General features: G+C 62.7%; 19 protein-coding genes. 13 read left to right on the forward strand and 6 right to left on the reverse strand.

Annotated elements, in window-relative coordinates:
• Positions 1–22: 22 nt before the first annotated feature.
• The 3 genes from AB0876_RS33195 to AB0876_RS33205 are packed head-to-tail and all read right to left on the reverse strand — an operon-like array spanning position 23 to position 2,060.
• Entirely contained in the window at positions 23–805 is a 783-nt protein-coding gene (locus AB0876_RS33195) for a DUF2637 domain-containing protein (RefSeq protein ID WP_526044140.1), read from the reverse strand.
• A gap of 7 nt (positions 806–812) precedes the next feature.
• Positions 813–1,640: a hypothetical protein gene (locus tag AB0876_RS33200; protein WP_526044141.1), complete on the reverse strand. Its 828-nt coding sequence runs from the start codon at positions 1,638–1,640 to the stop codon at positions 813–815.
• The gene (locus tag AB0876_RS33205; protein ID WP_217340948.1) at positions 1,641–2,060 is read right to left on the reverse strand and encodes a helix-turn-helix domain-containing protein; all 420 of its coding nucleotides are present in this window, start codon (positions 2,058–2,060) and stop codon (positions 1,641–1,643) included.
• Here AB0876_RS33205 and AB0876_RS33210 point away from each other — a divergent pair.
• The 10 genes from AB0876_RS33210 (at position 2,037) to AB0876_RS33255 (ending at position 12,915) form a co-directional block, all read left to right on the forward strand.
• Positions 2,037–2,540, forward strand: a complete 504-nt coding sequence (locus AB0876_RS33210) for a hypothetical protein (protein WP_526044142.1) — start codon at positions 2,037–2,039, stop codon at positions 2,538–2,540. The two genes, AB0876_RS33205 and AB0876_RS33210, sit on opposite strands and share 24 nt — an antisense overlap.
• The gene (locus AB0876_RS33215; protein ID WP_526044143.1) at positions 2,537–3,685 is read left to right on the forward strand and encodes a hypothetical protein; all 1,149 of its coding nucleotides are present in this window, start codon (positions 2,537–2,539) and stop codon (positions 3,683–3,685) included. Before AB0876_RS33210 ends, AB0876_RS33215 begins: the two co-directional genes overlap by 4 nt.
• Before the next feature lie 10 nt (positions 3,686–3,695).
• Positions 3,696–4,670: a conjugal transfer protein gene (locus AB0876_RS33220; RefSeq protein WP_526044144.1), complete on the forward strand. Its 975-nt coding sequence runs from the start codon at positions 3,696–3,698 to the stop codon at positions 4,668–4,670.
• Between the two features lie 70 nt (positions 4,671–4,740).
• Entirely contained in the window at positions 4,741–5,016 is a 276-nt protein-coding gene (locus tag AB0876_RS33225) for a hypothetical protein (RefSeq protein ID WP_448499675.1), read from the forward strand.
• Positions 5,016–5,459 carry a hypothetical protein gene (locus tag AB0876_RS33230; RefSeq protein WP_526044145.1) on the forward strand — a complete coding sequence of 148 codons (444 nt, stop codon included), beginning with the start codon at positions 5,016–5,018 and terminating at the stop codon, positions 5,457–5,459. The genes AB0876_RS33225 and AB0876_RS33230 overlap by 1 nt, the downstream gene beginning before the upstream one ends.
• Positions 5,446–7,992, forward strand: a complete 2,547-nt coding sequence (locus AB0876_RS33235; RefSeq protein ID WP_526044146.1) for an ATP-binding protein — start codon at positions 5,446–5,448, stop codon at positions 7,990–7,992. The genes AB0876_RS33230 and AB0876_RS33235 overlap by 14 nt, the downstream gene beginning before the upstream one ends.
• Complete coding sequence (locus AB0876_RS33240) at positions 7,989–10,124, forward strand: hypothetical protein (protein ID WP_526044147.1); 2,136 nt, start codon at positions 7,989–7,991, stop codon at positions 10,122–10,124. Before AB0876_RS33235 ends, AB0876_RS33240 begins: the two co-directional genes overlap by 4 nt.
• The gene (locus AB0876_RS33245; RefSeq protein WP_526044148.1) at positions 10,121–11,956 is read left to right on the forward strand and encodes an AAA family ATPase; all 1,836 of its coding nucleotides are present in this window, start codon (positions 10,121–10,123) and stop codon (positions 11,954–11,956) included. The genes AB0876_RS33240 and AB0876_RS33245 overlap by 4 nt, the downstream gene beginning before the upstream one ends.
• A 27-nt stretch (positions 11,957–11,983) precedes the next feature.
• Positions 11,984–12,559 (forward strand): hypothetical protein, encoded by a 576-nt coding sequence (locus tag AB0876_RS33250; RefSeq protein ID WP_448499668.1) that lies wholly within the window; start codon positions 11,984–11,986, stop codon positions 12,557–12,559.
• Between the two features lie 86 nt (positions 12,560–12,645).
• Entirely contained in the window at positions 12,646–12,915 is a 270-nt protein-coding gene (locus tag AB0876_RS33255) for a hypothetical protein (RefSeq protein ID WP_526044149.1), read from the forward strand.
• A 436-nt stretch (positions 12,916–13,351) separates the two neighbouring features.
• On the opposite strand, the gene AB0876_RS33260 is transcribed toward AB0876_RS33255, so the two are convergent.
• The 3 genes from AB0876_RS33260 to AB0876_RS33270 form a co-directional block, all read right to left on the reverse strand.
• The gene (locus tag AB0876_RS33260; protein WP_448499665.1) at positions 13,352–14,284 is read right to left on the reverse strand and encodes a hypothetical protein; all 933 of its coding nucleotides are present in this window, start codon (positions 14,282–14,284) and stop codon (positions 13,352–13,354) included.
• A gap of 389 nt (positions 14,285–14,673) precedes the next feature.
• Positions 14,674–14,964, reverse strand: coding sequence for a hypothetical protein (locus tag AB0876_RS33265; protein ID WP_526044150.1), 291 nt, complete (start codon positions 14,962–14,964; stop codon positions 14,674–14,676).
• A gap of 178 nt (positions 14,965–15,142) precedes the next feature.
• Positions 15,143–16,579 carry a type IV secretory system conjugative DNA transfer family protein gene (locus tag AB0876_RS33270; RefSeq protein ID WP_437125904.1) on the reverse strand — a complete coding sequence of 479 codons (1,437 nt, stop codon included), beginning with the start codon at positions 16,577–16,579 and terminating at the stop codon, positions 15,143–15,145.
• A gap of 136 nt (positions 16,580–16,715) precedes the next feature.
• On the opposite strand from AB0876_RS33270, the gene AB0876_RS33275 reads away from it, so the two are divergent.
• From AB0876_RS33275 to AB0876_RS33285, 3 genes are all read left to right on the forward strand, one after another.
• Entirely contained in the window at positions 16,716–17,012 is a 297-nt protein-coding gene (locus AB0876_RS33275; RefSeq protein ID WP_448499660.1) for a hypothetical protein, read from the forward strand.
• 49 nt (positions 17,013–17,061) lie between these two features.
• The gene (locus tag AB0876_RS33280; RefSeq protein WP_526044151.1) at positions 17,062–19,734 is read left to right on the forward strand and encodes a class I SAM-dependent DNA methyltransferase; all 2,673 of its coding nucleotides are present in this window, start codon (positions 17,062–17,064) and stop codon (positions 19,732–19,734) included.
• 271 nt (positions 19,735–20,005) lie between these two features.
• Complete coding sequence (locus tag AB0876_RS33285; RefSeq protein ID WP_526044152.1) at positions 20,006–21,154, forward strand: AbiH family protein; 1,149 nt, start codon at positions 20,006–20,008, stop codon at positions 21,152–21,154.
• The last annotated feature ends 67 nt before the right edge of the window (positions 21,155–21,221 follow it).

The raw sequence follows: 21,221 nt of genomic DNA on the forward strand, positions 1-21,221 counted from the left end.
CTCGTGAGCGACCGGAATCCCTTCATGCGTCGGCCAGGTCGGCGGCGATGATCCGCCGCACCGTGCTCGGGTGCATCTTGGTCTGTGCGGCGATGTCGGCGACCTCTTCGCCGCGGTCGGCGAGTGCGAGAACGCGTTGCACTTCGTCGGTGTTTTTGCGAAGTCGGCGACGGGCGTTGAGAACTCTGATGGCGCGTAACCCGTGGTCGGCATCGGGTGTGCAGTTGTCGTCGTCTGCTTCGGCTGAATCGTCTGTGTCGAGCTCGACGTCTTCGGGTTCAGGGTCTTTGGCCCGTGGGGTCAGGACGACCAGTGCGATGGTGGATTGGGCGATGGTGACATCGACGATCGTTGGCCACAAGAAGGCCAGTCCGATGCTGATTCCTGAGCGTATTGCGAGGTCGCGCAGGGATTCGAAGGACAGAACGAAGGCCCCGACAGCGATCAGGGCTGTCATGGTCAGAGCCACCCATGCGACGAAGTTGAACGTGCGCAGGTTGCGGACGAGGATGGCGAGGCCCTCGATGGAAAGCATGAGGATGATCGGTGGGGCGACAGCTACGGCGACCGCGAGTTGGCGTGGTACGTCGATGGTCTCTGAAACCCATGCGTGAGCGCCGTTTCCGGCGATGGAGGTGGCGGTGGCCAGGGCGAGGACGATCCGGAAATAGAGTCGGGCGCGTCTGCGTTCCGCCTCGGCGGCGGAGCTGAATATCGCGTCGATGGCAGCCGATGCCAGAGCCGTGAGGCGGGCGCCGAAGGTGAGGGTGGGCAGCGGGGCGGTGAGTACGAGTGCGTTGTCCATGGCGGTGTCAGGGGTAGGGCGTGTAGTCGTAGTCGGCGGGGTAGGCTGGTGGGCTGTTGTGGAGCATGTCGAAGGGCAGGTGCAGCATCGCTGCGGCGATTTGCCAGACGTACCAGAGGGTTCCGAGGACGACGGGGGCGCTGGAGACCAGCAGTGGTGTCCAGTGCAGGGTGGGGGCTCCGAAGCGTGGAACTGAGAGTGGCCGGCGTCGGGAAGCCTGGGGGGTCGGTGGATCGAGGAGGGTGGGCATCGCCACGTCGCGGCCGCCGAGGAAGAGATTCTCGTCGACGTCGGTGGCCTCGGGGGTTAGCGGCCACCAGTGGCTGGAGCCTTCAACGGCCAACCAGCCTTCGAGGATGCCGTAGATCGCGGCGGTGAGAAACACTGCGGGTAGTTGTGCGAGGAGCCAGGGCACGAGGACGACCGAGGTGAAGCTGGCTGCAGGGTCGTAGACCACAGGAAGTGGCAGGCCGCAGATGGCGGCGGTACCGAAAAGCGCGGGGATCGGGTAGCCCATTAAGCGGTCGGGGATGAGTGTGGTGATTTTGCCGTAGAGCAGTCGTCCAAGGGGCCATGCGAGCGGGGCGGCGAGCGCGCAGATCACAACCAGGGCGGTCTCGAATCCTCCGGTTGGTGTGGACATCTGGCGGAACACCAGGGGCGCGGTGACGTCGTCGTCGTGGGGATCCGGGCGTGCTCCTGTTCGGGCACGGTCGCGTGCTCGGATGGCCTTGCCGAGGCGTTCGGCGCGACGCTTTTGGATGAGCAGGATGCCGGCGTGTCCGGCGATCCAGGCGCGGCGTTGTTCGGCGAAAGTGTCTATGGCGGTGGGCATCTAACTCACCTGTGGCTGGTCGGTGCGGTCGCCGAGCAGACCTTGCAGCAGCGCTTCGGATTCCCTGATGAGATCGCGGGCTTCGCGCAGGATGTCCAGCGAGGCGCCGATGACAGTGACGGCGTGGTCGTCGGTGCCGGTGAGGGCCATCCGGGTCTCGGGGAGGCCTCCGTCGAGGACTCGTGCGGCTGACCCGGGTGCCCACCCGAGGGCGCTGTCGATGCGGGTCAGTGTTGATTCCCGGAGTCGGCGTCCGGTGCCGTTGATGGCTTTGTGGAGGGTTGACCGATCGGGGCCGCCCCTGCTGGCCAGTTCGCTGGAACTGATGCGCAACTGTGCGGTGCGTCTGCGGACGAAGTGGTCGAGTCGCGCGGGTCCGCTGTCGGCCACCGAGTCGTGGCTGTTGTTGATGTCTTCCACACCAGAAATCAACCATATTCAACCAAAGTCGTCTATGGCCGTCGACAAAATCGCCTGAAGCTGACTATTCTGACGACCAAAGCTGACCATATGTTGAAGGGGCTGACCATGAAGTTGCTGCTGACAGTGCTGGCGATGGGTTGCGCACTGGTGGGCCTTGCCGTGGTTGCGGTCCTCGACCTGATCGTCAGCCATTGGCCGCTGGTGTGCGTGCTGGTTGCGGTGTGGCTGGGTGCTCGGTGGTGGTTGCGTCACAGGGGCGAGGCTGATCGCGATCATGCCGGTCACCTGTGCAACGCTCCTGTGTCGCCGGCGTCGTCGATCGTGCAGGCGGTCGGCAACGGTAGACCGTTGTCGGCGGCAGCGGGGGAGCTGTACCTGGTCCGTGGTGATGAGAACGGATTGCGTCCGCCGCCCACTTGGCCTGGCCGCCAGCCAGTTTCGGGTGGGCTTTCCCTCGGGGACGAGGTCCGTCGATGACCGAACCGAATCGTGAACCGGCCGAATGGATTACCCGGTTGAAGCGTCAGTACGGGTCCAGTGGTGATGTCCGAACCACTGTGGATCAGGGCGCCGACGGCAGCGACGAGGCGGATCGTTTCGGCCACGCTGGTTTCGATGAACCGGATATGTCCGATGAATACGGCGATGAAGGTGATTCGGATCTCGACGGAGAGCCCAGCGACGATGACGTCTACGCCGACGAGCTCGACGAAGATCTCGACGAGGACGAGGGTTCACTGGATGCCGTTGCCAGCGACGCACTGCTGGGCGGGGCTGAACCGCCCTCGACGCCGGTTGACCTCGATGCGACCGCTTACCTCACCGGCATCGGCAGCCCTGACACCGAGGAGCAGGGCCGTTCGCGCCGATTCAACCCGTGGGTAGCCGGCGGTTTTGCCGCTGCGGCGGCGGTGGCCACGATCGTCACGCTGGTGATCGCAACGGCGACCTCGCGCGATCCTGTTCCGCCACCGACGCCGCCGAGCCCGGTGGCCAAGCCTGCGCCCCCACCTCCGGTGTCGCAGACTCCTCAAGCGGTCGATGGGCCGCTGCGGTTCACCGCGACCTCGGCATGTGATCGGTTGCCGGGGTCAACTCCGGCGCAGTTGGTGGCAGATCCAAACTCGGATGCGCCGTGGGTGTGTGCAACCGACACCCCGGGCGAGTATTTGACGCTGGTTCTGGATCGGCCCGCGCGGGTTACGGCCGTGGCGATCACCCCAGGGGCGGTCCTCAAGGGTAATGCCGTCAATCAGGCTGATCCTTGGCCGCAGTATCGGGTGGTCAAGCGGGTGCAGTGGAGTTTCGATGACCCGGCCAACACGGTGAAGTCCCAAGACACCGGTCTGACTCATGGCGAGGTCCGCATGGCCATGCCAAGTGTGTTGACCTCGGTGGTGACCGTGCTCATCCAGGAGACAAGCCGGCCGCCTCGGATTGCCACACCGACCACCGCGCCGGCCAAACCCACCAACGGTGACCTGGTCGGCTCGATTCTCGGGTCGGGTCCAGGGGTACCGGCGACCAACGACGAAGCACTGTTGTCCGACGACAACCGTGCCGACCCGTCCGACGGCAAGTTCGCGATCAGCAGTATTCGGCTCATTGGGCACGAGGTCTGAGGAGGTTGTGGTGAAGCTCAACAAGACCTGGGAGCACCGGTTGCGGACCAGCACCCGAGGCGCGGGCCGCATCATCCTCGGCGTTCTCGTGGTGACGTCATCCATCAGCGGTATGGGCACTCTCAAGGACTTGATTTTCCCGCAACCTCCACCTCCCATCGCGCAGATTGCCGACAAGACCATCAACGCGGCCGATCTGGTCAAGGCGTTCGCTATCGACTGTGTGACAACGTATCTGAGCGCGTCGAGCGCACAGGGCACGGATTTGTCTCGGTGTTTTCCCAACGCCGGGAAGCTGACCCTGCCGGCCACGCCGTCGCTGATCGTGTCCCATCCGGCAGCGTATGCGCGACGAGCTGGCGGCGAGCTGGACAACCTGCGCACCTATGGGGTGTTGGTGGGGGTGACTGAGCAGGAGTATGCCAGCGCCGCCCCGGTTCGGGCCTACTACCAGATTCCGGTGGGGGTGTATGGCGGTGACGCCGTGCGTGCGCTGGACAATCTGGCCTCGGTCGACGAGCCGCCTCTTGGGGCTGATGTCGAGCTGGGATATCCGGTGTCGATCGCCGACAACCACTCCATTGCCACCATGCTTGCCGGCTTCGTCAGCACGTTTCTGACCAACAACCCGTGCCTGGCCAACACCGGGGACGGCACCCAGCGCGAATGCCAACCGGCCGGGACTTTGGACCGATATGTGACCACGGATTCAGGGTTGAGGCCGATCAAGGCGCCTTACGCCCGCGCCACGGTGACCGGTGTTTCGGCGATCGCTGACCCGCCTGAGGTCCCCGAAGACAACTTCCTGTTGGGGGTTCGGGTAACCGTCTCGGTGTCTTCTTCCAATTGGACGCCTTACGACCTGTCGTATCCGCTGAAGTTGCGTGCGTCCGGGGGCAATTGGTTTGTCGCCGGTATTGACCCGGTTCCTGCCCTGGCCGACTCGCAGCCAGAGCCAGCATCGCCAGGCCCGGCAGGAGGCTGACTGTTGTCACGGTCCGCATAAGGGGCGGGGCGTCATCTAAATCGGTTGCAAAAGAAGGGAAATCACAAAAATGGTCACTGATATTGTCGCCGCCGGGGGACTCAATGGGCTCGGCGCCAGCGTGTTTGGCTCGATCGTTTTCTGGGGCGTGATCGGCGCCATGGCCCTGGCGATCTTCTTGTCGCTGAAGTACTCGGTCAAGGCGGGTATTGGAGCCGGCATCGGGGTGTTCTTCGGCGGTGTGTTCCTGGCGATCCTGATCTCCAATATCGTTGCGATAAAGGACTTCGGAAACCAGGAAGTCCGCAAGGAACTCCCTCACTCCAACAGCATCTACACCCCCTGATGAGTCAGTCCGACGCCCCGCCGGGGTCAGGGGACAACGCCCACATCTGGACCGGCATCCGTGACATTCAGATCTGGGTCGGTGAGACATCACAAGGCAACAAGCTGATGGGCGGGCCGTACCGGTGGCCGGAGCTGGCGACGATCTTGTTCATCATGGGGCCGGTCCTGATTTGGATCCGACACCACCCTCAGTCACCGGATCTGCTCAAGGTTTTCGGTGTTGGTGTGGCCTCGACGTTCATCCTTGTTGTCGCTCTGAGGCTTCTGCTGCCCAAGGCCAGGCCCGATTTCTTCACACGCGCCCAGTTCTTCGCCACCGCGGTGGCGGGGCGCCGCGCCGCGACATCGGTGCGGCCAAACCCTGTGGGGCCTTCGACACCTGCGGTGAGGCCTGCCCCTTCAGTTCCGGTGACGGTGAGGAGTCGTCGTGGTTCACGTTGATGCGTCGTTCGATCCGCCCACGAATGTGGTGGGCAACCTCCGTTTCACGAACTCGGGCGTGTACGCCGATTTTCTGGTGCACGGTGTGCCGACCATCTTGAAACCGATGGCTGCCTTCAAGCGGGCTGCAGGCTCACACCGCAACCTGGGCCGCAATCTTCCCTCCGGCAGCATGCTCTACGGTCTGGTCGCCGATGCCGATCAGGACCTTCTGGTGTCGAACATGGTGGGGCAGCATCAGACGGACTCGGCGTGGGAAGGGTACTGCCGCCAGGAGTGGCCGGCGGTCATTGCCGATCCCCTCCAGATTGGGGATGGGCGCGGGCTGGATCAACGCGTGAATTGGTTGACCATACCGGTCGATTCAGGCAAAGACGGCCGGACCGCAGCCGGGAAGTTGGGGAAGGTGGCGACCTGGGCGATCGGTCGCGACGTCGATTCGGAGTCGTCGTTGCGTGCCTACGCCGAGCTTGCCGTGCAGATCGTTGAGGCGATGCCCGACGAGTTCGACATTCTGCCCGCGACCCCGGCCCAGATTCTCTGGCACCACCGGCACACCGCGCTGCGCGGGGTGTTCCGGGAGCCGTTGCCGCCACGCGAGGTCGGTCCAGATGATATGCCCGGATACATGTTTGGGCGCTGGGATTTCGATGAGAGCGCCAGCAGTGAACGGCGGTATCGCTGGTGGCCGAGCCGGCACTCGCTGGTGCGTGTCCAGGAACGCGACAACGACGATCAACTGGTGGGACCGGTGAGCTATCAAGCCCTGCTGACTCTGGAATCGTTTCCGAAGAAGGGCATCAGGTTTCCCCGGGCGAATTTCTTCCAGGCTCTCGACAGGATTGATACGCCCGCAGTCATCGACTACGGGCAGTTTTTCAACAGCCGACACCCCGAACAGGGTTTGGCGACCAATCGCCGCAACGCCAAGAACTTTCGCGATCAACTGAACCAGCGTGCGGCCCGCCGTGACGACGCGGACGCCGAGGCACTGCTCGACAAGCTCGATGGCACCATGGACTTCTCCCGCGAACTCAGCGCCAACCCCACCGAACGTGAGCTCGACATCGCCACGGTGATCGCCGTTGGGGCTGAGTCGATCGACGTCATCAACGACGCGGTCAAACAGATCCGTCAAGAACTCGACACCGTGACCATTGCGTTCGCCCGACGCCGCGGCTCACACCGCCACCTATGGAAGACCTTCAACCCGGGAAGCGAAACCAGCAGCCCCGTCAACCAGTTTCGGCACCCAACAACCGCGCACCGCTGGTCACGGTTTCTGCCGTTGAGCAGTGAGGAATGCGGAAACTCGACGGGAAGCCTGGTCGCGATGAGCCAGAACACCGCACGCAGACGTCCCATCCTGCATGACCCGGAAGGCGCGGCACGGCGCAACCACAACACCGGACTGGCTGTCATCGGTGAACCGGGCTCAGGAAAATCGAACCGCGTCAAGCTCTCAGCATTCGAGTTGATGTTGCGCCGCGGCCAACTGCGGATCTATGACCCCAACGGCGAATGGGCGCGGGCGTTTCGATCCGCGCCCGACATTCAGGTGATCGACCCCACTCGCTCATCGATGTCGCTGGACCCCCTGGTCATCTTCCCCTACGAGGAAGCCGGATCCCGCGCCGCCGACCACGTGCTGCCGATGCTCGGCATCGACGCCCGCAGCACGTTGCGGGCACAGTTCGAGGTGGCCCTTCGACCAGACCACCGCGAAGCCAACGGTATTCGCCGGATGCGCGACCTCATCGAACACCTTCGGGCACAACCTAACCCGCACGACAACGAACTACTGCTCCTGTTGGAGGCGGCCGCGTCGTCGCACTACACCCAAGCGCTGTTCGACCCGACCCGCCAGCCCTACGACAGTGCCGAATCCCAGGTCACCATCTGGCTGACTGAGAACCTGGCCCTGCCCTCAGCAGAAGATATCGCCGCCGCGGCGTCAGCCGGAGGCGCAGGATTGGATCTGCAGACCCGTCAGGTCGCAGGCATGGCGATGTACGGACTGCTCGTCGACTTGGACCAGCACCAGCTGTTCCAGCGTCGCCAGCAGTTCGGCACCATCATCTTCGAGGAATGCGCCGAATTGCTGGCCTATCCACCAGGCGCCCGCACGGCCCACCGCATCACCACCCAGGGTCGCAAGCACGCGACCGGAGTGTGGTTGATCTGCCAGGACTTTGCGCATTTGGCACGCATGGGCGACAAATTCATCACCCAGAAGTGGCTCTTTCGCGTCACTGACGAAACGCTGGCACAGGACACCCTGGCGTGGGCGGGCATCGATCCTGAGCAATACCCCGATGTGGTGGAGTCCTACATGGTCGACACCAGCCCCGCCGACACCACCCGCGTCTACGGGGACAGTGAAATCGGAATCGTTGCCCCGCACCGGCGCGGCGAAGGATTCCTCGTCGATGAATTCGCCCGCAAGTCGCGAGTGAAATTCTATGGCGCACCCAATGCCGACCTCGCCGACGACATGGACAGCACACCCCTGCTCGAGGGGAGCGCCGCATGACCGAGCGCGTGGCGTATTGGTCAGCCACCAACCCACATCTACGCCGAGTCATCACGGTCATCACAATGGTTCACGCCCTGGCGCTGTGGGCAGTATGCGCGGCTCCGCGCGCCGCTGCCTCCACAGGAGAAGCTCTGGTGGGGTGGACGGGGTTGCGCGACAGCTACAACGTGCCGGCGGCCGCGTACTTCGTTTCCATGGTCTCCACACCGGAAGCCGCACTCAACAACGGCCAAGACGTGTCGCTGCTCGACCCGACATCCTGGATGAAATGGATGGGGCAAGCCGTGGAGACGGCGGTAACCCATTCCACCGCAGCGTGGTGGCTGACCCTGGCGACCAGCGGATACGTGTTTCTTCTGGGCGTCTCGCTGTGGCTGGTGCGTTTCGCCATGTCGGCGGGATGGTTGGTGGCGATCGCCTCGATCGCTCGACCGGTCTACAACGCGGTCAACACCGTGGCCCAGATGGCGTATCTGGGGCCGATCTCGCTGACGCTGTGCGTGACGATCGGAGGACTGCGGATTTTGCGCGGTGACCGCGGCCGCGGCTGGGCATTGATCGGCACCGGTGCGTTGTTCACGGTGCTGCTCATGACGGTCTTCGCCGACCCGATCGGGGAGCTCTACAGCGAGCACGGCCTGCTGGCACTGGGTCGCGAGACCGGCTTCGCTATCGCCCAGGCGACGCGCGGAAACCCCTACGCCCCTGGCCAATCACTAGAGGCACAGTTGAATTCGCTTCTTGGAGAACTGGTCACCTCATCTCTGCGCGAGCCGATACAAGTGGTGAATTTCGGAACGGTCATCGACGACATGCCCGGCTGTGCTGACAAGTGGTCGCAAGCGATCGTCAACGGAGGTGGGTCAGGCCCGGGTCCCGCGCACGCGATGGGGCCGGTCAGCGAAGGTGGATGCGGCGCAGTCACCGCAATGGCCCACGCCCAACATCTTGGCGGCGGCGATTTCATGACCGCGGCGGTGTTCATGGCGTGCGGATTCGTGCTGTCGGTATTCCTCTGGTACGTGGCGATCACGAATTTCTTGGTAGGTCTCAAAGCCGCATACTTCGGCACCGTCCTGGGCCCGGCCTTCATGATCGGGATGACCGGCCTGGCGGAGCGCGCGTTGCATTACGCCAAGCATTGCGGATGGCAGCTTCTCATCCACGCCGTCGAGTTAGCCGTCTACACAGCATTTCTCGGGCTGGTAATGGTGTGGATGGGGTTCGCCTTGACAACCTCGGCATTAGGGCACGGGACGTTGAGTGTGACCCCGCGCATGCTGATCGTGATGGCCGCGTCGGTCGTTCTGCTGCTCTTGTTCCGCTTCATCGAGCGGCAATTCCACAGCGACGGGATCGGCACCATCAGCCACAGCGTGCGTGGCGCTTTTGGTTCGTCCGTGCAGCACGGACGCGACAGCTACGACAATGCCCGCGGCCGCGTCGACGAGGCCCGGGACCAGGCTGATCGCCTGCGGGATCGGTTCCGGCGCAATCGCAGCGGTGGTGGTGAGAATGGCGCGGACGAGCATTCCACCGAGTCCGCGACAAGCGCTCCCAGCTTCGATACGTTCGCGCAGCGTCCGCAAAGCAGCCAGGTAAGCAAGAAATGGGTCGCCGAGCGGCTTCTCAACCGCCGCTCGGCCGCTGCCACCGCTGAAAAAGGTGCGGCCGCAACGGAGGGACGCGCAGCAGCGACCGCAGCTGCCGATGTCGCCGCCCCAGAGGTCGCGCTGCCTGCAGCAGCCGCGGGAGCTGCGGTGCATGCCGTGCGCAAGCACCGCGAGAAGGCCAAACAGCAGCGCGCCGCCGCCACGGCCGACGGCGCCCAACAGCACGCCGCAGATCGTCCAGATAACCGTGGTCACGGACACGGTAACGATCGCCGCCCGGCCGGCAATGATTCGGCGCCAGGTTATGACAGCGCGGCCAGTCCCCGATTGCCCTCACGCGGCCGACCCAAACCAAAGGGCGACGCAGGCAGCGGACGGGAGTTGGTGCAGACAACCGGCCAGGAAGCGCCCGGTATCGAACACTACCGTGATTCTGATCAAGGACAGACGCAATCAGCGGCTCTAGAATTGCGGCCGCGCAGCTCAACACGTGATTCAAGGGGGACTCAACAGTGACTGCACGCGATTTGCTTGACCGGGGTTTGGCAGCACTGGGGCTGTTCGGTGACCCGCGCGATGAGTCGGCGGCCCTGTCCGCGTTTCGCCGCGCAACCGAGAGCGATCCCAACATGTGTGATGCCTGGGTGGGCCGCGCCACGGCGGGGGAGGTCACCCCCGGTGTGCTGGGAATGGCCGTACAGACTCGCGACACACTGCATCGTGAGACTCGCCGCCACGGGCTCAGCGACGAGACGTTGCGGCCCTCCGTCGCTGCGCCCGCGGGCTACCTGGACTTGTACCCGACGACACCTGGTGGCCTGCAGCTGGCGTGGGCGATGACCTTGATCTCGGCCGGTGATTACGACGCGGCTGAGGACGCGCTCAACAGTCTGGACTTGCGCTCCGAGCATGCTGAAGCGCGGCCGATCACCGAACGTCTCCACTTGTTCGTCAGGGCGACACTGCACTATGTCACGCAACGCTGGACTGATGTGGTTCATTGGGCCACTCAAACCAATGGCACGGCTACGCCGCAGATCGACAACTCCTTGGAGTTACTGTTGGGCATTGCCCAAACCAGTCTGGCCCAGTACCAGGTAGCGCTGACCATCCTGGATCCGCTGGTCCAGCGCAAACCCATCGCACCGGTCATCGCCGCTGAAGCGTCCTTCTACAAAGGTTTGTGCCAACGATGCTTGGGCGATGAGAACAGCGCTCGGGCATCGTTTCAGGCCGCCATCCTCAACGGCACCCTTCTTCCCGGCGCGATAGAGGCATTGGCCGATCCCACCTATGCGCCACTGACCACCACCGCAGCCGCGATCAGTGCCCGCACCGAAAAATGGAACCCCGCCTCAGGCCCCACCCAAGCCGACATCGACGATGACGAACAGCGCCAGGCAGCGGCTAAAGTCTTGGAGCAGGCCAGTAGTGAACTCACAAGCCTGGTGGGCCTCACCTCAGTCAAGGCGCACGTAATCGAACTGAAAAACGTGCAGCGCTACGACCAGATCATGGCTCAACGCGGACGCACCGTCGGCCAAGCACAGGGTCCGCTGCACATGGTGCTCACCGGTGCACCAGGGACCGCGAAAACCTCCATCGCCCGAATCCTGGGCCGAATGTATCGCGGAATGGGGCTGTTGAGGTCGTCGTACTTCCGCGAAGTCAACCGTCACGACCTGGTGGGTGAGCACATCGGGGATACCGAGGCGAAGACCAGGAAACTTCTGGAAGAGGCGCAAGGCGGTGTGTTGTTCATCGACGAGGCATACACCCTCTACCAGGACGACAACGCACGCGACTTCGGACGAATCGCGCTCGACGTTCTGATGACGTTCGCTGAGGAACATCGCCGCGACACCATGCTGTGCCTGGCCGGCTACGTCGGCCCGATGAATAACCTCATGACGGCCAACCCTGGACTGCGCGGTCGCTTCCCCCACACATTGCAGTTTCCGTCCTACACCCCAACCGAACTCGTCGAAATCGCCGATCTCATCGCAGGAAACTACGATGTCAGCCTCACCGACGATGCACGCGAACACCTCAGCAGCCTGGTCGAATACCTCTACGCCACCCCCGCTGGTGATGCCGGCTTCATCGAGAAGGGCACTGAAGGGTTCACCCTGACCGACGTACTCAACAACGGTCGGTTCATCCGCAACATACTCGACAAGTCCACAGACAAAATGAAAAACCGCCTGGCGCAAGATGACACGATCGACCTCACAACGGCCGATCTCGACGTAGCCAGCACGGTAACCCTTGATGATCTGCGCGGCGCCGCGGCGATCGTAATGAACTCGGCCAAAATCCCGCTGCCCCAGCACCTGCAGCACACCTAAACACCTGACACAGGAAGCGAACCACCTATGGGTCTTCTCGATACTCCCACGCCAGAAGATAACGCAAATAACGGCAACCTCTACGTCGACGACGCGAGAGTCGTGTTCTTAGACGGCACCGAAGCCGTGTTCGACAGGGTTGAGTTTGTCGGCGACGGAAGACTCAAAGCCACGGTGGTCACCTCCATTGATGTCGGCGGTGGTCTCGTAGTTCCCGTGGCCAACAGCGTCCACTACGCAAGTGGTTCGTGGAAATCCGTCCACGAACCCATCAGAGGGTGCCTTATCGCGTTGACTCTGTCCGCTCAACACCCACTAGGCAAGGAAAACATCCGGGTGGTGGAAGACAACATCCTTGAAAAGGACGTGGTACCACACGGTCTCGCGTGGATAGAGAAGCGCATGCAGGGCACCGACGGTGCCGGTGCGTTACCTAAGCTCCCTTCAGCCACCGCGGACAGTTCGGAACTTCTGGGAACCAGATTCCACCTGAGTCGACCGGTGCGCGGGTGGCCAGATCAGCGCGAAGACTACGAAACCATTCTCTTCCGGTGGGTCTCCACTAATGCCCCTCAGGACGCTTTGAACTCCCTCATCGTGTAAGAAGCGCCGTGACGGGCGCTGCATCGTCGCGCCGGCGGAGGCGTCGTGAATTGTTCGGTGTCGGCGGTGGGGGCGAGAATAGTGCCGTGACCGAAGACTCCAGCCCCTACCACGTCGTCCAAAAACCCCGTAAGCGGTCAGAAGCTGTGGAGATCGCCGACTTCACCATGATGGTGCGGGTGCCCGGCCGGCCCGAGGCGCTGAGTGTCTTCACCGTTGCCGAGGTCGAGGAAGCGAATCGCTATGCCGCCGAGGCCGGCGGCAGCGTCGTTGTGCTGCCGTTGGATCCGCCGAGCGGCTACGAGTTCGACGAGGCCAGCGGCGTGCTCGTGCCGGTCGCAGAACCGGACCGCTGACAGTTGCTCGACAAGCCTGGACGACGGCGTTGTTCTAGTCGCACGAGTCCCACGGCATGTGGTTGAGCCGTCTGAACACCTCTGGCTGACATTTCGCCATTTCGCGTGGATGTCCAGGGCCATCAGGAGTTTCCTCGTTCCTCTTGCGTCGGGAAGTAGCCCGGGTTGCGCCTACGACCTACGACCCAGACCGGCCTCAAAGGCCAGGCGGCGGTGACACTGCCAACGCGACATTGACGCTGCAGGTCCATCCTGTGGGCCGGGCTGGCGGCGTGGTCTTCATCGATCACGCCCAGCTGGCGTTGGTTCGCCGATGAGTCCGAGCAGTCGTCCTCGTGAGCAACGATGACCCTGCCCGTCGCTCTACTACCCGTACTACCCGCAGCGATGTTTCAGCGCTGCTCTTCGGTGGCCCACTCGTCGTCCGAGTCCGTTCCTATTCGAATCGGGGCGTTAGATAGATCATCATTTCGACATGGGAGTTGCCCGCGAACTGGCCACCGAAGCCGCTTGAGCCAATCGGAAGGCCATCAGCCGAGAAGATGCGGCCGACGTCCGGAATCTGGTTGAAGCCAAAGGTGTTGTCACAGTGTCCAGTTACCTCGGGAAAGCACGCCTTCGAGGGTCGTTCGGACAGGACCATCCGAAAGGGTCGGTCGGCCCTGAACGTGACCGAACTCCATACCACGTCCGGCACGGCATTGCTGGAGGTCAAGGTTCCAACCACGCGAAACTGGGTGCTAGCGCATTCGGGGCTGACGAGCCGGGCAACAACGTTCTGTGCCGCGGTCTGACCATTGCCTGGGGCACCCGTATTAACAGGACGCATGCGCACGCGGTAGGTCCCACCGTCGTGGACGTTCTGTTCTACGGAATAGCCTCCGTATCCGATGAATTCGGCATCGTTGGCCTCGATCACTGCCTGCCTGCCATCGTCTGACGGGGAATTGCGGTAGTGGTTCATTGCGTTGTTGAAAGCTGGACCTGTCCCTGTTCCCCGTTCGATCAACGGGCGATCCGGTCCCCACGGCGTAGTGAAGCCGGTGGTGGGATCCACGCATGCCTCTTGTTCACCGGGAGAACCAGCGCCCGTAGGTTTATCGAGATCATTCTGCGGCTGGTTAACCCAGATGAAGGTTGCCGAAACCACGCTGACAACCAGGCAAAGAGAAAGCGCCGCTGCGAAGAAGTACCTCGGAGGGAAGGGGACCCTCTTCACGAGGGTAACGAGCCCAACGAAGAGCGCGCAGAGCGCCACAATTGCCCCGATGGTGTCCAGGGCGTTCCAGTGGTACTTGACCGCGCAGTAAACTAGGAGGCCGCTGAGAACCAAGGCGAGGAACACATGGAGTGCTCCCCAGCGCGCCATGAGCCAATGATCATCCTCGGGGCGCGGTGTTGTGTTGCCACCCGCTGACACGATCCCCCCCTTGGCCTGAGGAGCCCGACCGTCTGCGCTCCGAGGATGCATATTGTAGAGGCGGGCTGGCGAAGGTTCTCGCCAGGCCCAGGCCCGCCGTGATCGGTTGCGCCAGGTGTAGGCGATCGACAGGGCCGGCACGCGGAGTTAGCCGGCGGCGTCTGGGGTGGGCCGTTGGGTGTTCAGCACGGTGTCTGTGTGTCTGTGTGCCCTGAAAGATCACTGCGCGCAGCGCGGAGCGTCTTTGCACTTTGCACTTTGCACTCGACTGTTGTCGCATTGCCGCAAACTGGTCGGTCGGCATCGGAGCGTCCCCTCGAACGCGACAACCCGAGAACCTACGCGGGAATGCAGTTGCTGGTGTCGGCTCGAAGCAAGTCCAGTTGCGCACCGACTGGCGGCTGCGGCTCGACCGCTACCAGCTCGTCGTGCGACAGCCCCAGTGCGTACAGGCCGTCCTTCTTGGTGCGGCCGATCGCACGCCAGCCAGCCGCCTGGTAGCAGTATCCGGGGTCTCGCTTGCTGCGTGTCCTGGAGCGATCCACGAACGTCACAAAACCCTGTTCGGGAGGAGTGCCGTAGCGCCACCGAGTCGCTGCAACGGCGTCCTTGATGAGATCGCTTGCCAAGTAGGAGCATTCGTCCTCGCGACGAAACAGCGTGATCCCGGTGCCACGAACTGATTGCTGCCAATCTTCTGCCGGTTGTAGTGGCGATCGGCAAGCGGTCGAGCTCGCGGGTCGAAGCGATCCGAGACAACCCATCTCATCTAACGCCCTCCTGCAATTGGCGCATTTGGTGCGTCGATCAAGGCTTCGTCTTTCGTCGCACTGCGCGTGAAGCGCGTTGTTGGACAACGCGGTCCCAGATGGTGAGGAAGTCGGTCCAGTCGGGAATGTGGACACGCGTTCCTGGACCACCGCGAGCGAGAATGTGGGCTTCCTCGCGGTTTTGGGGGAGGAAGTCTTGCCAGTCGATTTGGGGTCCGAATACCGATGATTGCCCACGGCTGCCCCCGTGGGGTTCGTAGGCTTCGGTGCGGCGCGTGGCTAGTCCCAGCCAGTCGGATCCCTCTTCGAGGATGTACTTTTCGTGCGAGCCGTACATGATCAGGGTGCCGGGGAACATCTTGCGCAATGCTTGGGCGGTTGAGGCTCCGAACACGACCTCGAAGTGCTCTGACGCCTGCACCGTCGCCATGATGTTCACACCTAGACCTGCTGATTCTCCGACGTAGTTGAGCAGCGACGGCAGCGGGCAGGAGTTGCACACTTCGTCGAGTTCGAGCAGGAGTCGGTGGGTGAGCTGATCGGTGTCGGACTTCTTGCGGAAGTGCTGGATGATCGAGTCGATCAAGGCGACAGCGGCGCCGGCCACGGTTCCGGAGTTGGGTGCGATGACGAACAGGCTGGCGTTGGGATCCTCGAGCATGGACATGTCGAACGAGTCGATGCTCATGTGTTCGACGAGTTGCGGCCCGGTTGCGCTGGTGTCGCGGTTGTTGGCCAGGCCGAGCCGAACCCACGGTGTGATGGCCTTCTTCATGGTGATGGTGACGCTGTCGCGCAACCTGGAGTCCATCGCGACCAGTTCCATGAGCGGTTCCCGCAGGTCGCTGTAGGGGCATAGCGCGAACGCGTTTGTCCAGGACGGATATTCGACCTCGCCGACGTGGGTTTCGGACTCCTCGTCGTCTCCTCGGCTGGCTACCGCGCGTAGGACCCAGGGCATTCCGAGGTTGTTGCCCTTTGGGCTGGCGGCGTAGAGCAGGCAGGCCAAAGGCGCGGCCGCGCTGGTTTCCCAGAGTCCGCCTGCGGCGACGGTCTGGCCGCTGGCAGCTCCGCCGAATCCGACGCCGGAGGTGGCCAGCATGGTTTCGGCGACGGTGAGTGCGTCGTCGCCGGTGTCGATGGATCGGGTGGGGTCGGTGACGAGTTGGCGCACGTTGGCCGGCCAGACCACGGCTTTGGTTGGTCTCAGGTCGATCACTCCGACGGGTCCCATGTAGCGCCTGGACATGACTAGTTGAGCGAGGTCAGGCTTGCTGGACACCCCGACGTAGGGGCCGGGATGTATGACAGCTGCCGGCGACAGGATCCTGCGAGTCTTTCCCGTTCGCGTTGGAGCTGATATAAGCAGGTGAGGGGCGCTTTCCGCCATGAATGGCTGGTTGGTCGTCTCGTCGTACTGCAAACCGCAGTAGGGCGTGTAGATGCGGTGTTCAGAGACGCGGTTCTCAGTCATATCCCGATCTTTGGGTGTTGCGGGTGTTTCTCGCTAACGCCCGCGGCTACTTTGTGAGCAGCCAGTTTCGCGGCGGATGTCGGAGGGCGTTTCGCCGCGTGGCCCCGCATCTGGGAGCCGCGAAGATCGCTACGCTATGAGCATCAGTCCGATCGACGCGACAGGTAAGAGGTATATGGGCACCCCCGGACACGACCCGCGTTCTGCAGCCCAGGCTGCGCATGAGCTCGCAATGTCCGAGGTCTCCGCTGTTCTGACCAACCTGGAACACACCATCGCGCGAGTCCAGAAAGCCAGACAGCGTCTAGGCGACAGCGCTGAGGAACACAACGCGGTGCTGGCATTGGGCGAAGCGCTCAAGGACCTCAGACGAACGCGAGACCGCTTGCAAAAGGACGCCTACTTCGGGGGCGACGAACTGCGGCTCGTCTGATCCTCACCGAGCGAGCAAGTAAGCCCGGGGCGTGTTCTAAGTTCTCTGTGTGCGCAGCGGCGAAGAGATCCAAAAAGCCCTAACCAAGTTCCACAAGAAGTGGAACTCCTACCAGGGCAGCGAGAAGAGCGAAGCCCAGACCTTCCTCAACCAACTCTTCGACGCCTATGGTTCGGATCGGCTGGAGGTGGGCGCCCAGTTCGAGGCCTTCAAGTCATCAGCTGGATTCATGGATCTGCACTGGCCCGGCACCTGCATTGTCGAGATGAAGGCCCCGCACGTGGCGGTCAGCGAGGCACGCGAGCAGGTCAAGCGGTACTGGGAGGAGTCAGCCGACGACACGGCGGACATCCCCGCAGCGCAGTGGGTCGTGTTGTGCAACTTCCACGAGTTCGAAATATGGGAGCCCGGGCGGTTCCCTAAGTCGGCGCGGGCCACGTTCACCCTCGAGGAATTGCCTTCGCGCTACGAGGCCCTCATGTTCCTCGCCGGCACTGATCAACGCCCAAATTTCGCGCAACTTCACAAGGAACTCACCACCCAAGCCGCCGACAAAGTCGGTGAGGTGTATCTCTCGTTGATCGACCGCGCTGCGGCGCCGGCCGATGAAATCCAGCGTTTCATCATGCAGTCGGTCTGGACCATGTTCGCCGAAGAGCTCGGCCTGCTCACCGGTGCGCCCTTCCAGCACACTGTCGACAAGCTGCGCGGCCGGGCCGAAGAGTCAGCCCAAACTCTCGGCTTCTTGTTCAAGGTGCTCAACCAGAAGGGCAGCCAGCACCGCAAAGGGATTCTGGCTGGCACCCGGTACGTCAATGGACAGCTGTTCGCTGACCCTGCCTATGTCGAGCTCACTGAGGACGAGTTGGCCGCACTGTACGCAGCCACCACCTACAACTGGAGCAAGGTCGAACCGACCATCTTCGGTTCGCTGATGGAACGGATCATCGGCGGCAAGTTGGGGGCGCACTATACCCACGAAATCGACATCATGAAGATCGTCGACCCCACTATCATTCGCCCCTGGCAGGCGCGCATCGACGCTGCAACGACACCGGTGCAAGCACGCGAGGTCCTCACGGATTTGTGCGCGTTTCGCGTCCTCGATCCGGCGTGCGGCTGCGGAAACTTCCTCTACGTCGCCTATCGCGAGCTGCGCAGGCTCGAACATGCGTGCAAGCAGCGCATCCATGACTTGGCCGCTGAAACCGGGCTGCCGCTCCCGGCCGAGCCCTACCCGTACGTGCCGCTGACGAACTTCTACGGCATCGAGATTGAACCCGCGGCTGTGCTCATCGCGCGTGTGACCCTGTGGATGGGGCACCGTCAAATGATGGACCAGTATGGCGACGCTGAACCGCCGCTGCCGCTGGTCAACCTGGCCGGCATTTCCATTGGCGACGCCGTGTTTTCTCCGTGGCCCGAGACGGACTGCATCGTCGGCAATCCTCCGTTTGTAGGTGACCGCAAGATCCGCGGCGAGCTTGGCGAGGCGTATCTGACGAGGTTGAAGAAGGGGTTTCCTGCTGTCGGGGTCGTTGACTACAGCGCCTATTGGTTTCGCCGGGCTCACGATCACCTCGCTGACGGTCAGCGGGCCGGGTTGGTCTCGACGAACACGCTGCGGGAGAACAAGCACCGTCTGGCCTCTCTGCGCTACATCGTCGACAACGGTGGCGTCATCACCGATGCGGTATCCACGCAGCGTTGGCCCGGCGAGGCCAAAGTGTTTGTCTCACTCACCAATTGGATCAAGAATCCCGCAGAGCCGGTCACCGCTTTCCACCTCAACGGTGGCGAGGTCGATGCGATCAATTCGAAGCTGAAGGTCGGTCCACTGTTGCCCGAGCCCTTCAAGCTGCCCGCCAACCGGAATAAATCGTTCATTGGATGCCAGCCCACGGGGGAGGGCTTCATCGTGGACGAGGACACCGCGGCAGCCCTGATCTCCGCTGGAGAGCAGGACGTCTGTCGTCGCTACATCACCAGCGACGACATCGCCGAGGTCGTGGAGGCGCGACCCAGTCGCTGGATCATCGACTTCGGCACCATGCCCCTTGAACAAGCCATGAAGTACCCGGAATCTCTGTCGGTGCTGCGCAGGAAGGTGAAGCCCGAGCGCGACGACATCCCTGAGTTGCGCAAGATCTGGTGGAAATTCTGGCGGCCGCGCGCCGAGATGCGCCGCGCGATCGCACCGAAAACGCGGTACCTCGTTTCAACGCTGACCGGGAAGCGCCTCCTCTTTACCTGGGCTGAAAAAGACTGGTGCCCGAGCAATCTCGTAGGGGTTTTCGCCTTCGATGACGACTATTCGATGGGCATTCTCGCATCGACTGCTTTCGATGCATGGGTGTGGGAAGAATCGTCAACGATGAAGGACGACCTGCGGTTCACCCCATCGACGGCGTTCGAAACCTTCCCCTGGCCATCGCCCCCGCCGGCCGAGCGGCAATCGGTAGCCCAGGCTGCTGCGGCGCTGATCGCACGGCGTCAAGAGATCTCGCGCACCGAGGGGATCGGTCTGACCGAGCTGTACAACAGGGTCGACGACGGCGCCTATGCTGACCTGGTAGACCTGCGTGCCCAACTCGACGCGGCCGTCGCAGCATGTTACGGCTGGCCGAAAAGGGTTTCGCAGGATCGGTACGAGATCCTGAGCCGGCTAGGCATGCTAAACCAACAAATCGGAAGCGGTGCCGGTCAATATGACCCGTTTTAGAGCACGGAGGGTCGACGAGCTCGCGCTCGAGGCGTCGATGCCAGCGCCAGGACGCCAGGGGGGGTGCCTCGGTGCCTCTGGTGCTGTTTGGAGTGGGGAATTCGGGTAGCGGCGCAGCGGTGCGACATGGCGAGGTAAGTGGAACCGGGCCGAGCGGCGCTGGGTGTCGAACTGGCTGAAAGCTCACGCCGCGAGGCCTTAAAATCCCCGGGAAAGCTGGCGCGCAACGAACGCCGACGGGCTCGAACGGGAGAGATGGGCGGGGTCAGGCGTGGGGTATCGCGAGTTCACGACTGCCGAGTACAAGGCCCTGAGGCGCCAGCACAACATCATGGTACTGGCGGGCAACGGCTTCGATATTCAAGTCACACGGCGCTACAAATCCCGGTTCTCTCCCCGCTATCCAGCCTTCTATCACTACCTCGCCTCTCGCGACTTCGACTCCTCAAATCTCGTGGTCCAGCAGATGGATGCCGCTAAGGAGAACGGCGAGGAAAACTGGAGCGATATCGAAACAGCCATCGGGCGACTCATCAGACGTAACGGCGGCGTGCAGCAGGCCAAAACCGTCTACGAGTCAACGCTCGCCATCCAGGCGGCGTTCTCGGAATACCTGGAACTCGTCGCGCCACCTGACCTACTCGCCCGGGTCGGGAAGGACTCCGCAGATGGCTCTTTGGCCGTGAACTCAATGGCGAAATTCGTCGGAGACGTAGCCGAAATGTCCTCGACCTTCGAGTCCTTCGCCTTCCCCGGAGAGACCCACCACTACGACCTCTTCAACTTCGTGTTCGTGAACTTCAACTACACGCCTCTCCTCGATGACTACGCCTATCGCGACGCCAAGCAGTTCCGGCCGCAAGCACACATCTATGCCGACCGGAACTTCATGTTTTGGCCCAACCCAACGGGCCATCCTGATGGATCCGGGAACCACGAAACCGGTTGGTCCAGTTACGTCCGCAGCGAGGTCATCCATCCTCACGGACAGCAGGCAATTCCACGGTCGCTTTTGTTCGGGATCGACGCGCCCGACAGCTTCAACCAGGGCACAGACCCCCACCGGGAACTCATGAAGCCGTACTGGGCCATGAACCGTATCGAGTACGGCCACCTATTTCCCGACACTCGACTGTTCATCATTTTCGGGTGCTCTCTTGGCGAATCGGACGGCTGGTGGTGGCGCCGCGTCTACGACGCGCTCAATCACAAGCCCGACGACAGGAGTCCACTGAGCGAACTCATCATTTACTGGTGGAGCCCAGCTGCGAAGCCGGCCACTCGGGAAGAAGTCCTCAACACCTTCTTCACCGGTGCCACGGGAAATCTGAACGGAACTGAGCGAGCGAGCGTGCAGGACCGGATCCAGATCGTGCTGTACACCGACGAGACTCCGCCGGTTTTTCTCGCCACGCCCTGACCTCGGCGCCGACTCTCGGCGGGCCCACCTCACTAGTTCGGCTACATGTGCACTACCAAGACCGCCC

Origin of the sequence: Mycobacterium sp. NPDC049093, from assembly GCF_040704635.1 — a bacterium.
Taxonomy (GTDB): Bacteria; Actinomycetota; Actinomycetes; order Mycobacteriales; family Mycobacteriaceae; genus Mycobacterium.

Bases quoted from the DNA above. Each gene is read 5' to 3' on its own strand.
- AB0876_RS33195 (WP_526044140.1), bottom strand. From the start codon at position 805: ATGGACAACGCACTCGTACTCACCGCCCCGCTGCCCACCCTCACCTTC.
- AB0876_RS33200 (WP_526044141.1), bottom strand. From the start codon at position 1,640: ATGCCCACCGCCATAGACACTTTCGCCGAACAACGCCGCGCCTGGATC.
- AB0876_RS33215 (WP_526044143.1), top strand. From the start codon at position 2,537: ATGACCGAACCGAATCGTGAACCGGCCGAATGGATTACCCGGTTGAAG.
- AB0876_RS33225 (WP_448499675.1), top strand. From the start codon at position 4,741: ATGGTCACTGATATTGTCGCCGCCGGGGGACTCAATGGGCTCGGCGCC.
- AB0876_RS33230 (WP_526044145.1), top strand. From the start codon at position 5,016: ATGAGTCAGTCCGACGCCCCGCCGGGGTCAGGGGACAACGCCCACATC.
- AB0876_RS33240 (WP_526044147.1), top strand. From the start codon at position 7,989: ATGACCGAGCGCGTGGCGTATTGGTCAGCCACCAACCCACATCTACGC.
- AB0876_RS33250 (WP_448499668.1), top strand. From the start codon at position 11,984: ATGGGTCTTCTCGATACTCCCACGCCAGAAGATAACGCAAATAACGGC.
- AB0876_RS33260 (WP_448499665.1), bottom strand. From the start codon at position 14,284: ATGGCGCGCTGGGGAGCACTCCATGTGTTCCTCGCCTTGGTTCTCAGC.
- AB0876_RS33270 (WP_437125904.1), bottom strand. From the start codon at position 16,579: ATGACTGAGAACCGCGTCTCTGAACACCGCATCTACACGCCCTACTGC.
- AB0876_RS33275 (WP_448499660.1), top strand. From the start codon at position 16,716: ATGAGCATCAGTCCGATCGACGCGACAGGTAAGAGGTATATGGGCACC.